The organism is Virgibacillus indicus, assembly GCF_002266285.1.
GTDB lineage: Bacteria > Bacillota > Bacilli > Bacillales > Amphibacillaceae > Virgibacillus_K > Virgibacillus_K indicus.
This window is the reverse complement of record NZ_NPMS01000009.1, coordinates 102939-117202: the sequence shown is the minus strand read 5'-3', so window position 1 is coordinate 117202 and position 14264 is coordinate 102939. Positions and strand designations below refer to the sequence as shown.

General features: G+C 38.3%; 16 protein-coding genes. 7 read left to right on the top strand and 9 right to left on the bottom strand.

Annotated features, from left to right (window positions below; genetic code table 11):
• Positions 1–167 precede the first annotated feature (167 nt).
• From CIL03_RS16210 to CIL03_RS20285, 3 genes are all read left to right on the top strand, one after another.
• The gene (locus tag CIL03_RS16210) at positions 168–668 is read left to right on the top strand and encodes a hypothetical protein (RefSeq protein WP_133087837.1); all 501 of its coding nucleotides are present in this window, start codon (positions 168–170) and stop codon (positions 666–668) included.
• 158 nt (positions 669–826) lie between these two features.
• Positions 827–2305, top strand: coding sequence for a malate dehydrogenase (quinone) (gene mqo / locus CIL03_RS16205; RefSeq protein WP_094886930.1), 1479 nt, complete (start codon positions 827–829; stop codon positions 2303–2305).
• A gap of 220 nt (positions 2306–2525) precedes the next feature.
• Positions 2526–2660, top strand: coding sequence for a hypothetical protein (locus CIL03_RS20285; protein WP_276282961.1), 135 nt, complete (start codon positions 2526–2528; stop codon positions 2658–2660).
• A 303-nt stretch (positions 2661–2963) separates the two neighbouring features.
• Here CIL03_RS20285 and CIL03_RS16200 read toward each other — a convergent pair whose 3' ends face one another.
• The 4 genes from CIL03_RS16200 to CIL03_RS16185 all read right to left on the bottom strand — a co-directional run bounded on the left by CIL03_RS16200 (position 2964) and on the right by CIL03_RS16185 (position 6313).
• Positions 2964–3194 carry a hypothetical protein gene (locus CIL03_RS16200; RefSeq protein WP_094886929.1) on the bottom strand — a complete coding sequence of 77 codons (231 nt, stop codon included), beginning with the start codon at positions 3192–3194 and terminating at the stop codon, positions 2964–2966.
• 200 nt (positions 3195–3394) lie between these two features.
• On the bottom strand, positions 3395–4189 hold the full coding sequence (locus CIL03_RS16195) for an ABC transporter ATP-binding protein (protein ID WP_094886928.1): 795 nt from the start codon (positions 4187–4189) through the stop codon (positions 3395–3397).
• Complete coding sequence (locus CIL03_RS16190) at positions 4182–5174, bottom strand: ABC transporter permease (protein WP_094886927.1); 993 nt, start codon at positions 5172–5174, stop codon at positions 4182–4184. The genes CIL03_RS16195 and CIL03_RS16190 overlap by 8 nt, the downstream gene beginning before the upstream one ends.
• 131 nt (positions 5175–5305) lie before the next feature.
• The gene (locus CIL03_RS16185; protein ID WP_094886926.1) at positions 5306–6313 is read right to left on the bottom strand and encodes an ABC transporter substrate-binding protein; all 1008 of its coding nucleotides are present in this window, start codon (positions 6311–6313) and stop codon (positions 5306–5308) included.
• Positions 6314–6447: 134 nt separating this feature from the next.
• Here CIL03_RS16185 and CIL03_RS16180 point away from each other — a divergent pair, with 134 nt between their 5' ends.
• Positions 6448–6966 carry an RpnC/YadD family protein gene (locus CIL03_RS16180; protein ID WP_094886925.1) on the top strand — a complete coding sequence of 173 codons (519 nt, stop codon included), beginning with the start codon at positions 6448–6450 and terminating at the stop codon, positions 6964–6966.
• Positions 6967–7221: 255 nt separating this feature from the next.
• Here CIL03_RS16180 and CIL03_RS16175 read toward each other — a convergent pair whose 3' ends face one another.
• The 5 genes from CIL03_RS16175 to CIL03_RS16155 form a co-directional block, all read right to left on the bottom strand.
• A complete protein-coding gene (locus CIL03_RS16175; protein WP_094886924.1) occupies positions 7222–7737 on the bottom strand; it encodes a thioredoxin domain-containing protein in 516 nt (171 codons plus the stop codon).
• Between the two features lie 16 nt (positions 7738–7753).
• Positions 7754–8758: an aliphatic sulfonate ABC transporter substrate-binding protein gene (locus CIL03_RS16170; RefSeq protein ID WP_094886923.1), complete on the bottom strand. Its 1005-nt coding sequence runs from the start codon at positions 8756–8758 to the stop codon at positions 7754–7756.
• A 2-nt stretch (positions 8759–8760) separates the two neighbouring features.
• Positions 8761–9456, bottom strand: coding sequence for an ABC transporter ATP-binding protein (locus tag CIL03_RS16165; protein WP_240508101.1), 696 nt, complete (start codon positions 9454–9456; stop codon positions 8761–8763).
• Between the two features lie 26 nt (positions 9457–9482).
• Positions 9483–10262 (bottom strand): ABC transporter permease subunit, encoded by a 780-nt coding sequence (locus CIL03_RS16160; RefSeq protein WP_094886921.1) that lies wholly within the window; start codon positions 10260–10262, stop codon positions 9483–9485.
• A 409-nt stretch (positions 10263–10671) separates the two neighbouring features.
• Positions 10672–11649 (bottom strand): iron-hydroxamate ABC transporter substrate-binding protein, encoded by a 978-nt coding sequence (locus CIL03_RS16155; protein WP_094886920.1) that lies wholly within the window; start codon positions 11647–11649, stop codon positions 10672–10674.
• A 108-nt stretch (positions 11650–11757) separates the two neighbouring features.
• Here CIL03_RS16155 and CIL03_RS16150 point away from each other — a divergent pair, with 108 nt between their 5' ends.
• From CIL03_RS16150 to CIL03_RS16140, 3 genes are all read left to right on the top strand, one after another.
• Positions 11758–12768, top strand: a complete 1011-nt coding sequence (locus CIL03_RS16150) for a FecCD family ABC transporter permease (protein ID WP_094886919.1) — start codon at positions 11758–11760, stop codon at positions 12766–12768.
• On the top strand, positions 12765–13787 hold the full coding sequence (locus CIL03_RS16145) for a FecCD family ABC transporter permease (protein WP_094886918.1): 1023 nt from the start codon (positions 12765–12767) through the stop codon (positions 13785–13787). The genes CIL03_RS16150 and CIL03_RS16145 overlap by 4 nt, the downstream gene beginning before the upstream one ends.
• Positions 13788–13878: 91 nt before the next feature.
• Positions 13879–14064: a PspC domain-containing protein gene (locus CIL03_RS16140; protein WP_094886917.1), complete on the top strand. Its 186-nt coding sequence runs from the start codon at positions 13879–13881 to the stop codon at positions 14062–14064.
• The last annotated feature ends 200 nt before the right edge of the window (positions 14065–14264 follow it).

The window sequence follows — 14264 nt, the reverse complement described above, 5'->3', positions numbered from 1 at the left end:
CAGAGGGTGCGGCTTGGTTATTTTCAAAGAAATAATCAGATTGGCGGAGAATAATGATGGAGATAAGTTCCAAACTAAAAGTGACTAATTCAGAGGATATAAGACATCAGGTACACATTGTTGATGTTCCATTGTCAGCTTTTAGAAAGAAAAGAAGTAAATATTCATTGAAGGTTAAGAAAAAATACACACATCAAAAAGCGGTTGTTAAAGTTACTTTAGATAAGTCGATAATTCACAACAAGCAAAATATTAGCAAAGATTTTATTGCTATTAAATTCGATAATAAAATAAATATATTCATAGAAAAACAAGATGCGGACCAAAAATTTATTAAAAAGATGGGCAGATATCGTATATCCTATATGCCAATTGATGCTGATAAGTTATCAATAAAAGTGAAGAGCCACTTTAAGCAGGCATTTTACAAAAATGTAATACTTCCGCGAATTAAAAAGATGAGAAGCAAGGAAGAACATATGAAAAACCAGAAACAGAATAAAGGAACTTACACCCCTGAGGATTTACGCAAGAGTGATTTTTACTATGCGGATAAGTTTCCTTACCACCACTCCCCAAATAGTGACGGTAACAGATCAAGAAGGGAAGTATTTGGCGGAGCATTTTCAGGCATATCTAGATCAGGTGGAAAAAGAAAACGAAAGTAAAAGAAAGGTACCTAAGAGGTGGTGCCTGACCCCCAATGAAGTAATATATTAACGCTTTAGAGAAGTGGGGGACTGACACTTTTCCCTAAATATTGATTTCCAGGCATTTTATTTAATCTTATAATACATGTTTTGGATATAATCTGGAGGTAAAAAAGATGAATGATAAACAAAAAAAAGATGTTATTTTAATTGGTGCTGGTATCATGAGCACAACACTTGGCACGCTTTTAAATAAATTAGAACCAAATTGGAATATTAAACTCTTTGAAAAGCTTGACCAAGCTGGAGATGAAAGCTCTAATGAATGGAACAATGCCGGTACAGGACATGCTGCATTATGTGAGTTGAACTATACCGTTGAACAACCAGATGGCTCCATTGATACAAGTATGGCAGTTGAAATTAATGAACAGTTTCAAATATCAAAACAATTTTGGGCCCATTTAGTAGAAGAAAATGACATTCATGATCCACAAAGCTTTATTCGAGCCTTACCACATCACAGTTTTGTATATGGTGAAAAACATGTGGACTTTCTAAGGAAACGTTTTAACGCCCTATCCCCCCTTCCAATGTTTGAAACAATGATATATTCTGAGGATCCAAAACAATTATCGGAATGGATGCCATTAATGATGGAAGGGCGTACGTCGGAAGAACCTATTGCCGGAACTAAAATGGATTCGGGAACAGATGTTAATTTTGGTGAGCTGACACGTAAAATGGCTACCAACTTAGAAAAACAAGATAATATAAGTGTCCAATACAAAAGTACTGTCACAGATATAAAACGCGTAGAGGATGGCAAGTGGGAGGTTAGCGTACGTAATTTGGAAGCTGATACAATTGAATACTATACAGCTGATTTCGTATTTATTGGTGCAGGTGGCGGTGCTATTCCTTTATTACAAAAAACAAAAATTCCTGAAAGTAAGCACATTGGTGGCTTCCCAATCAGTGGAGAATTTTTAGTTTGCACGAATCCTGATATTGTCAATCAACATGAAGCGAAAGTTTATGGAAAAGAACCCGATGGTACCCCACCAATGACCGTACCTCATCTGGATAGACGTTATATAGAAGGCAAAAGTACCCTATTGTTTGGACCGTTTGCAAGTATTGGTCCAAAGTTTCTAAAGAAGGGTTCTAATATGGATTTTTTCAAATCAATTAAACGAGATAATATGTTGACACTGCTGGCTGCGGGTGCTAAAAATACTTCACTTATCAAATATTCAATTGAAGAAGTTCTTGCTTCAAAAGCAAAACGGATGGAGAAATTGCGTACTTTTGTGCCACATGCAAAAGATAAAGATTGGGAATTAGTCGTCGCTGGTAAACGTGTACAAGTAATTAAGGATATCGATGGTTCGGGAAGAGGAATGATTCAATTTGGAACAGAAATTATCCATTCAGAAGACCATTCAATGGTAGCATTGCTCGGCGAATCACCAGGTGCCTCAACATCTGTCGCAATTATGCTTGATGTATTGAAGTACAACTTTTCCCAATATCTCGGGAGTTGGCAACCAAAACTAAAGGAAATGATTCCTTCTTATGATGAATCATTAGCGGAAAATGCAGAACTTCTCAAAGAGGTGGATAACTCAAGTTCACGATCATTAAACTTGTAAAATGGTGTTAGAAGAAGTAGCTTAGATTTCGGTGTCACTTCCCAATTAAAAGCCGATTGTACCGATTGCTGTTTTTACTTATGGTGAAAATTTGGAAAAGAATCAGTATACGATGGAATTTCCCTTTTTTCATGTTCTTGCGTTTAACTACATGACAATTCATTTAAAAACATAGAATTGGCGTGATTATATTCGTTCAGACAATCCAGCTGCTGCAGCAATGATGAGTAAAATGGGGTATAAGGAAGAAGAACGGGTGCAGGTAAAGAAGGAATTCCTGCTTATGATTACCAGAATGCAGCTGGATCCTGCGAAACAGCATCTGATATATTACCGGAAGCAGATAGGATTTTGAAAATTCCAATTTCGTATGAGGAAAAAGGGAAAGAAATTGGACGGAAAGAAGGAAAGGAATAAAGGAAGGAAAAAAAGAAGGAATCATTCAAGTAGCGATTGAAATGCTTAAGGAAGGGGCAAGCATCGATTTTATATCGAAAGTAACACGATTAGAAAAGGAAGTAATTGAGGATTTGAAAAAACAATTATAGTAATTGTATATCGAATGGATATTTTTGTTTTATTAGGAACTTTTGAGGTCAGTCTGTCGCTCTGCTAATACGCTAAAGTAGTTAGGAATCTCTCCAAAGTATATTCATAACTATCTCTTTAGCATCTTATTAATTTCATCTTCAGTCAGAATGGGGTTATGTTTGTTTAATGCATCCAGTAACTTTTTTTCTTCGACTGGATCTGAAACAACGTAATTTTCATTTTGGTTTATTTCATCTACTTCCAATAGTAAATATTTTTTATCGTCTACTTGAATGTATGATTGACCATTTTTAATTGCTTCTTTAAGATTTTCCTGTTCAACCTTTATAGGCTTCATTTTTTAACACTCCTACATTAGTTTTAAGATAATTATAAATGATTTCAATTGAGAGGGGAAGGGAGGGGACTGAGAGCTTAGTACTTCGCCCGGAAGTGTTGGGGAATCTGTGCACCAACGCCATTAATCTGTCTCGGCCACAGAGCCTTTTCAGAAAAACGCCCCAAAAACAACGAATGCTGCCTTCACCCCATAGATAATCATCCCAGTACAACCCTGTCGTCCTCAAACTGAGCACCACGTATGTTCTGAAATTCATTTAATAGATCTTGGACCGTGAGTTTCTCCTGTTCTACACCGCTTACATCGAAAATGATTTTCCCTTTATCCATCATAATTAACCGGTTGCCTAAATCCAGTGCTTGCTGCATATTGTGGGTGACCATTAATGTTGTTAATCCTGATTCCCGTACTACTTTTTCCGTAAGATTGGTAATTAATTCTGCACGTGATGGATCAAGTGCAGCTGTATGTTCATCTAATAATAGAATATTAGGTTCGGTGAAGGTTGTCATTAATAAGGAGAGTGCCTGTCTTTCACCACCGGAAAGCAGGCCGACCTTTGCAGTTAGACGGTCCTCCAGCCCAATATCCAGCGTTTTCAGGTGCTCCTTAAACATTTCTTTACGCTTTTTAGTTACCCCAAGGCTTAGTTTTCTTTTCTTTGTACGCGAATAAGCCATTGCCAAATTCTCTTCAATTGTCATGGATGGTGCCGTACCGGCATTAGGGTCTTGAAATACACGGCCGATGTAGGGCGAACGCTTATATTCAGGTAAATGCACAACTTGTTTTCCATCAATATAGACATCCCCGACATCCGGAATCAAGTTGCCGGAGATAACATTCATGATTGTCGACTTACCAGCTCCATTACTCCCGATAACCGTTACAAATTCGCCTTTTTCCATCTCTAAATTAATATCATTCAATGCTTTTTTCTCGTCCAAGGTGCCTTCGTTAAATGTGAGTGAAATATTCGTCAGCTTAAGCATGACTGTCCCCCTCTGCTTGTCGTCCCAGTTGTTCCCGTTTCTCTGAACGGCGCTTTTTTTCTCTTCTTATCTGAAGTGTCTTTGGTGCCACTAATGCGGTGATAACAATGATTGCCGTGATAAGCTTCATGTCTCCGGTATCCAGGAAGTCCACACGAAGAGCTAATGTGACAATCATTCGATAGATGACTGCTCCACAAATGACAGCCAGTGTCACTCTTGCAATTGTTTTTTTGCCAAACAATGCTTCCCCGATAATAACAGAGGCGAGACCAATAACAATCATTCCAATCCCCATATTTACATCTGAAAACGCACCAAGCTGAGCATATAATGCCCCTGAAAGTGCAACAAAACCATTTGATATTCCAACACCAACAATCGTAAGGGTATCGGTATTTGCGGATAAACTGCGGATCATTTTTTTATTATCACCTATTGCTCTTAACGCAAGGCCGACTTCTGTTTTTAAATAAAAATCAGTAATAAATTTTATCAGAACAGTTACGATGATCATAACGAATACAATTGCCCAGGTAGAAGGGAATTGCTCTAAGCCAATAGATGCTAATAAACCATTCAGAAATGAGTCAATACCTGTTGCTGCCCACATGGACTCCAATTGGCTGAATATGGTTGTCTCATTCAACATGGATAGTGTCGGCTGTCCCATAATTCGCAAATTAATAGAATACAAGGCTGTCATCATTAGAATTCCTGATAATAATGCATTGATTTTCCCCTTTGTATGCAATAAACCTGTAATACATCCAGCTATAAAACCAGCAATTGCTCCCATTGCGGTTGCGTAAATCGGAGGAATACCATTCACAATTGAAATTGCGGCTACAGCAGCTCCTGTAACAAAGCTTCCATCTACAGTCAAATCAGGAAAATCCAGAACACGGAAGGTTAAATAAACCCCCAAGGCCATAATGGCATAAATGACACCTGATTCCACAGCACCAAACATTGATATAAACATGATTTTATCCCTCCTGAAGCAACAAATAAAAGATAAGAGAGCCGGCACATTGCCTGGCTCTTTTCAATAATTTCTGAAAATAGGATGTTCAAAAACTCTGGTTAAAATGACGCAACAAACACTATTATCTATTATTCTGTTTCAACAAACTGTGCAGCATCATCCCATTCAGCATTCCATTCCACACTCTGCTCTTCAGCTGCTTGTTTATTAATAAATAATTGAATCTCTGGTGGATACTCTACAGGGAAATCACTTGGTGACTTTTCCCCTGTTAAAATTTGTGCCGCCATTTCGCCAGTTCGGTATCCGATTGTATGATAGTCAATTCCAAAGGTAGCAAATCCGCCCTTTGCCAATGAATCAGGTTCTCCAACAATTAGTGGGATATCCTGATCATTTGCAGCTCCAACAACACTGTCTAATGCAGAAACAACGGTATTATCTGTAATGATATAAAAAACATCCACTTCCGAAACAAGTGTTGTTGCCGCTTGCTGTACTTCAGCAGAATTTGCTACGGTACGCTCAACAATGCTTAATCCGGTATCTTCAGCCGCCGCCTTAACCGCTTCAACCTGGGTAACAGAATTTTGTTCTCCAGCATTATAAACCATTCCTACACTTGCATCAGGAAAATGAGCATCAATAAATGCTACTGTTTCCTGAATTGCTTCTGGATGAAGATCAACAACCCCTGTAATATTTTCACCTGGTTCATCCATAGAAGGTACCAGTCCAGCATCAACTGCATCTGTTACCGATGTAAACACGATTGGAATGTCACTCGTAGCCTGTAGGGCACCTAATGCACTAGGTGTTGAATTTGCAAAAATCAAATCAACATTGTCTGCTACGAAACCATCCGAAATTGGCTTCACATTGTTCTGATCATTTTGTGCACTTTTGTAATCATACTCTACATCAAGGCCAGCATCTGCCAGTGCATCCTGAAACCCTTTATATGCTTCATCCAATGAAGGATGCTCAACAATTTGTGTTGCACCAACCGTATATGTCTGACCAGCATCAGACGAAGAATCTCCATTTGATTCCTCCGTGCCTGAAGCATCATTTGAACCACAAGCTGTTAAAATGACAATACCTATAATTGCTATGAATAGTAGTACCTTTCTCATTTAAATTCTCCCCTTTACCGCTTTAAAGTATTGAAATATTTAAACGATTATATCATACTATGTATCTATATGCGAGGACTTTTTTGGTTTGTGGTTTACAGTCACCTTTTCACTGATTTAAGAGTTATCTAAGAGTGTTTTTAATTGGCAGGCATGGCTCAAAATCTACCTACACTGGACATGACCAATTACACAAAGAACTCATTAACACATTTTTCAAAGAATTCCTTGAAGCATTTTTCCCCGATGTTCATGAAAATTTAGACTTTCACGCGATTAAGCCACTGTCCGAAGAAGTATACACGAACGTGTTAAAAGGAAGCACACGTAGACTCGATATTGTCATTGAGACAACACTGAAAAATACAGAAGTTGTAGTTATCGTTCATGTGGAACCACAAAGTTATAAACAAGATGATTTTCATAAGCGGATGTATCATTATTTTAGTATGTTGTACAATAAGTACCAGAAACCGATCGTTCCTATAGCTGTTTTTACTTATGATGAAAATTGGGAAAAGAATCAGTATACGTTGGAATTTCCTTTTTTCCATGTCCTTGTTTGTGGTGCCAGTAGTCACTCCCCGGAATTTGTCGAATCACAAATTTTTGACCTGATACTAAAAAGTAAACCAGAAAAAAGCCTACACTAAATTAGTAGACTTTGATTAATTAGATTTATTCGAAAAACAAAATTTACGTTTGCACATATAAATTACTATTACCACCATCTAATGTTCCATCAATAATAAAACGCCTGCCCCCTAGTTATCTAAAGTTTTAATACTTTAGCAAAGTGGGGGTCAGGCACCTTTTCACTGCAATGACTGGGTCAAAAGTCCGCACAATTAGTTCTTTTTAATCTGCAATAATCACCTGCAAACCGAAAAAGCATCCACCAATCATTCCTAACCCAACAGCTTCTCAATCTCCTCTTTCAATTCGAACGCATCAATCTCCACAGGATACTGAAATTCCTTCTCATTAATAAAAACAGTCGGAACCATTTTCACCTGACGTTTAATAGCTTCTGCTGTAATTTTTAAGCTTAAGTCAATCGTATCAGGTTCCTCTTTTAATCCGTACTCTTCCGTCAGCATTTTTTTAATGGAGTCGCTATCTGACTCACTCCATTCGCTCTGTTTCGCGAATAGATCTTTCATAATTTCATAGATACGTTGTGGGTCATTGTAGTTAAGAAATAAATTTACTAAAGTACCATATAACAGCATTTCCCGGGGTTTGTCATAATGTTTAATAACATATTGAACTTGACCATCTTCTATAAATGGCGTTAAAGTTTGATCTGCTGCTTCAAAGAATGTTGCACAGTAAGGACATGCTAAATTTAAGAAAACCTCCACTTTTACAGGAGCATCAGCATTTCCGTAGCTTAAGAATGCATTTTCAATTGTTTTTGTCATATGAATTCCTCCAATTTTAGTCTAGGTTACTTGGAATAAGTGCTTCGTCGATGTTGACAGAATCTTCAACGCTAATCTCATTTTCAAGTAGACCTGCTTCATAGAATGTATCTCCTAAGTGCTGTTGACTCGTAATAATTTCTTCATCTATTTTTTCAACGCCGAATGTACGGCGGTCATTCGCCAATTGAAGCGGAGCTACGTCCAGACCTAACTCAGCAGCTAGGATTTCAGCAACCTCTGTTTTATTTTCGTTTGCCCATTGATCCGCATTTTGCAATTCTTCCAAAATGATTTTTACAACTTCAGGCTTTTCCGCTAAAAATTCCTCTGTCCCAAAATAGAAGGTACGATTTTCAGTTAAATCTGTACCATTTACTATTGTACGAGTATCAACCTTGCTTTCTACAATTGCCAGATATGGATCCCATGAACCGTATACGTCAAATTCGTCTTTCGTAAATGCTGCTAAACCTTCTGCGGCATCTTTATAAAACTTGATTTCTACTTCATCTAAAGGAATTCCAGCTTCTTTTAACGCTACTAATAATAGGTAATGCTGGTTACCACCTCTGGTTACGCCAATCCTTTTTCCTTTAAAATCTTCTACCGTTTCAATTTCGGAATCTGCTTTAACAACCAATGCAACACCTTCCGGGTATGGTGCTTCAGAAGCCAGATAATTTAATTGGTGGCCGCCGGACTGCATGAATACAGCATTACCGTCAGACGCGTGGCCAAAATCAATATTGTCTGTGTTTAAAGCTTCCAACAATACCGTACCGGTAGGGAATACCTTCCAGTCAATGGTATAACCAGCATCATTCAATGCTTCATCTAAATTGCCATGTTCTTTAAGGATATTTATCGTGTTCCCTTTTTGGTAACCGATTGTAATTACTTCTTTTTCTCCATCATTACCTGAGTCTGATGCAGCAGCTCCCTCACTGCTATCACTGCCACATGCTGCTAATGCCAGTATAAATAAAGAAGTGACGATAATAAGTATTGTTTTTTTCATTGTTATCCCCCTAAAATTTGGTTTAATATTTTCTTCTCATAATATGTGAATTTTTCATCGCGTTCGCGAGGTCTGGGTAAGTCGATTTTTTCATCTAATTGAATCGTCCCCTTGTCTATAACGATGACTCGATTCGCTAGAGTTACCGCTTCCGTTACGTCATGTGTAACGAGAAGGGAAGTGAATTGCTGCTGCTGCCATAGTTCTTCAATTAAATTCTGCATTTCCATTCGCGTGAGCGCATCAAGTGCACCAAGTGGTTCATCAAACAGTAATATATCCGGATTACTTGCTAGGGCACGGGCAAGGGCAATTCGCTGTTTTTGTCCACCTGATAATTGATCTGGCCAATCCTTTTCCTTGTCGATTAATCCGACCTCCTGAAGGGATTCTTTTGCTGCAGCTTTATTGACCGCTCCGATCGAGATATTACTTAAAATATTCTTCCATGGAATCAGGCGGTCATCCTGGAACATGATCCGAATTTTTGGGTCCTTGGATCCTTCCCCTGAAAACGTCAACGTTCCCTTCGAGGTTTCTTCTAATTTTGCGATAACCCGCAAGAGGGTACTTTTCCCACAGCCGCTTTTACCAACAATGGCGGTGAAGCTTCCCTTATCAACTGAAAAATCAATATCACGTAACACTTCATTATCGCCATAGCTTTTCCCTACATCTTTTAGTTCAATGTTGAACATCATCTCACTCCAATCTAATCCCACACTTACTTGTTATTGAAGGCTGGATTCCATTTTAATAATCGTCGTTCAAACACTTTTGCAACAAAATCGGATAACTTGCCTAAAATCGCATAGAGGACAATGGTTAGAACAACGATATCCATTTGCATAAATTCACGAGCGCTTGTTGCCATAAAGCCTATCCCTGAATCTGCGCCAATTGTTTCTGCGACGATAAGTGATATCCACATTACGCCAAGTGCATAGCGGATGCCTACCAGGATAGCAGGTAAGGATCCTGGTAAGATGATGTTCGTAAATAACTTCCATCTTGATAATCCATAAACCGAACCCATCTCTATTAATTTGCCATCAACATTTTTAATCCCATTAAACGTATTTATGTATATAGGGAACATCACCCCAACTGCAACCAGGAATATTTTTGCAGTTTCGTCAATTCCGAACCATAGGACCACAAGTGGAATTAATGCTAAGTGGGGAATCGTCCGCACCATTTGAATGGTTGTATCGACCATTTTCTCAACAAATAAAATAGTTCCGTTCAGCAGTCCGAAGATAAATCCGACAAGTCCACCAATGACAAATCCGATTAGCGCACGCTGCGTACTGATTAAAACATGTTCCTGCAGTTCACCGGTGTTAAATAATCGAATCCCTGCCTGAACAACTTCCACTGGAGTAGGCAGTAGTGTTGAAGTAATAATTTTATACTGACCTAGAATTTGCCAGAGTACAATAATGACAATTGGCAGTACCCACGGGAAAATTTCGTTATTATACCATTTTGAGTTCCTTTTCACATGCTCACCTGCTTCTGCTAAAATAATAGAATGATATAATTATAATAATTCCGATCGGTTTTGTAAACATTAATGATTAGAGGTATTATCCTGTTGGTAAATCATGGATGAAATGCGTATTGGGAGCTGGATATTGAATGAGATCTTAAACAAAGAGGAAAATGATGAGTAATTAATAAATTGATAGGGAGGAGTGAATTTAAATGAAGAAAACAGAGGTGATATCAGCCCCCAGCGAAATAAAGTAAAGAAGTGGGGAACTGACACTTTTTTTCCATAGAAAACCCCTTTGAAGTCTAAGATTGGACTTCAAAGGGGTTTTTTCTCGCTCAAATAATTGTATTAAAAGATTATCTTATTTAATATCGCAGCAGCTAAAATCACGAAAATTGCTCTCTATCTTAAGCAATCATTTTAATGTTTCTAAAAGTTCATCAATGGTTTGTTCTGATGCATTTAAGCCACTGTTGGTCCAATTACTTTCATCTTCAATATAATAAACCTGATCGTTTTGGACAGCAGCAGTGTTTTTCCATACATTACTATTCTTCAGTGTTTCTATTCCTTCATCCTTTTGATTGCCAAGAATAATGACATGATCTGCATCCAATTCAGATAATTTTTCTAATGATATAGGATCCCAGGCTGTTCCTGCTTCGCCTAATTCCTCGACAAGGATTGGAACGTTAACCCCAAGCTCGGAATAAATCATATTGGCACTGTGACGATTTTCCTCAAATAGAAAATATTTGCCCCCAGTCACCCACATGAATGCAACAGTTTCATCTCCTAGTATTTCTGTGAGCTCCCCGTTTGCTTCTTTGACCTTCGTTTCATAATCGGCAAGAGCTTTTTCCGCTTCCGTCTCTTTTCCTAAAATTTCTCCAAATACTTGTAATTGTTTTTTCCAATCTTTTGTTACTTCTTCTGTCATGACGTATGTTGGAGCGATCGCTGAATATTCTTCGTAAGAACCTTCGTAGCTGTCTAAGCTGTTTTCTAATATAATAAGATCAGGTTCATGACTAAGTACTTGTTCCAGAGGCATTGTCCATTCGATGCGTTCTAAATCCTGTAAATCTTTTTCTAAGTAGTTTTGTACGCTTTCACCAATTGCCCATTTTGCAACTGGAGTTATACCTAATGCAAGCAGTGTATCTTCATGAAACGGTGCTAGCACACGTTCCGGATTTGCGGGAAGGGTGACCTGGCCCATTTCCGAATCCACAGTGACTTCTGTATTTTCATTGTTCCCTTCGGATGCGTTATTCGATGTATCATTATTGCTGTCATTATCATCATTGCCGCAAGCAGCTAGAACCAGAAGTAATAATACGGTAAATAATAGTGTGAAAAAGTATTTCTTTTTTAAAAATTTATTATTCATGGTTGGTTCTCCTTTATGCTATAATTAATTCATACGATAATGATAATCATTTTCAATTAGAAAGTCAATAAATCTTTTCGCCACTTTTAGAAAATTAGGAGTTTAATTATGAAGGTATTTACGCGATCCTCTCCATTATCGAAAATGGGAATTAATATGATTGGTATTTGTCTGGTTTTATTATCTATCGGGATATCTATTTCGTACGGTGCCACGAATATCGATTTACATAAAATATGGCAATCTGTTTTTCAATTTAGCTCAGATGATCAATCACATCAAGTAATTCGGGAGCTGCGGATTCCTCGAGCGCTGGCTGCTTCGTTGGTAGGTGCCTTCTTAGCGGTGTCTGGTACAATAATGCAAGGAATGACTCGTAATCCACTTGCATCCCCTTCGATTATGGGTGTAACCGATGGTGCAGCTTTTATGTTAGTTATTATGCTGGCATTTTATCCGGCTGTTTCTAATACAGGATTAACATTTGCTTCGTTTATAGGGGCTGGGGCAGCCGTTACGCTAGTATTTTTAGTAGGCTCGTTTTCCAGCAGTGGATTAACACCTGTTAAGTTAGCCTTGGCAGGTGTAGCAATTGGGACGCTTTTACGATCAATCTCTACCGTTCTTTCCTTGCATTTCCAATTGGAAAAGGATATGGGCTTTTGGCTGGCAGGTGGCTTGGATGGTACAGGATGGGGTTCCGTGCAAGTACTTCTTATTGCAGGGATGATTGGTATGGTCATTGCCATATCTATTTCAAAATCCATTACTGTACTTAGTCTGGGAGATGATTTGTCTGTTGGTTTAGGACAAAACAATACACTGATTAAGGTGTTAGGAATTATTGCAGTATTAATTTTAACTGGAGCAGCAGTATCTGTTGCAGGTGCGGTTGGATTTGTTGGGTTGATCATCCCGCATATTACCCGCTTTATTATTGGTACAGATTATCGTTGGATTGCTCCCACTTCGGCTATACTTGGAGCATTGTTGCTCGTCAATGCCGATTTAGCAGCTCGAATGGTAAATGCACCATTTGAAACACCGGTAGGAGCGATAACTTCTATTATCGGGGTCCCTTTTTTCCTCTATTTAGCAAGGGGGGCTGGCAAAAAATGAACCTGATTGAAAAGCAAAAAGTGAAACGGTTTTGGCTGATCATAAGCTTATTAATTATTTCTATCATTGGATTCTCTTTTATCAGCCTTAGTGTTGGTGTTATTTCTATTTCACCAATGGAAGTTATCCAGACGTTAATGCAAAATGGTACGGAAAAGCAAGAACTGGTATTATTTGATTTCCGAATGCCCGGAATTATATTGGCGTTATTAATTGGGGCTGGGCTGGCCGTATCTGGAACAATAATGCAAGGCATTACACAAAATGGTTTGGCAGATCCGGGAATACTAGGAATAAATACTGGTGCTGGTTTTGCCATTGTTTTATTCTTATTTTTCTTTCAAGGAGTCATCCCGGCATCAAGCCCGATTTCTACTTTTGCATTGCCCTTTGTCGCTTTAATAGGGGCATTTAGTGCGGCAATGCTGATCTATGTGATTGCATGGAATAAAGGAGTCGCACCTATTCGTTTAGTATTGGTGGGTATCGGGGTAAATGCAGCATTCAGTGCGCTATTAACGATTATGCAATTGAAGATGGATCCGCAAAATTTCCGGCAAATAACTATTTGGTTATCAGGTGATATTTGGAATGCAAGTTGGAGTTTTGTCATTGCACTGTTGCCTTGGATGTTAATTTTGATTCCTGTTGCTATTAAAAAATCAAAATCCCTAAACGTGTTCCATCTTGGTGATGACGTGGCAGCAGGACTTGGCACAAGGGTTGAGCGAGAACGAGGATTACTGCTGTTAATCGCTGTTGCTTTAGCAGGAGCAGCTGTTGCTGCTGGTGGAGCAATCGCATTTCTAGGACTTGTTGTACCACATATTGTAAGGAGAATAGCAGGACCACTGCATCAATATGTTATTCCTATTTCAGCGCTGCTAGGAGCTCTCATCTTAATGGCCGCAGATATGATTGCCAGCAATGTGTTAGCACCTACAACTATACCAGTAGGGATTATTGTGTCTATTGTAAGCACACCGTACTTTATTTACTTATTGATGAAAACGAATTAGCAGCGGGTCGATCATAGTGGGGGACTGACCCTAAATTTACGGCGTGACTTTTCAAATCGTAACTGAGAATAAATAATCGGGGGGATCCATATTGCAAAAAAAGCTAAGAAAGTCATCAACAGACAAGGCAATATACGGAGTTTGTGGAGGAATTGCTGAATATTTCGGTATATCCTCTTTAGGAGTTAGATTACTTTTTATCCTTTTTTTGCCCGCTAATTTGATCGTTTATATTATTCTTGCTAATACAATTCCTGATAGTCCGCCATCACTGTAGATATACTTTTAATATTTCCTTCATGATATGTAAGGCAATTCAAGAAAAGGATTGTACTATAAAGTAGTTTGTTGAATATTGAAAAGCGCCTGGAATTTCCCAGGCGTTTTTAAGTGAAATTTATACCGATATCTACGGTGCTATCAAATAAAAATAAGACAAATATGATATAGTAATATAATTGTTATTTGATATAGCAA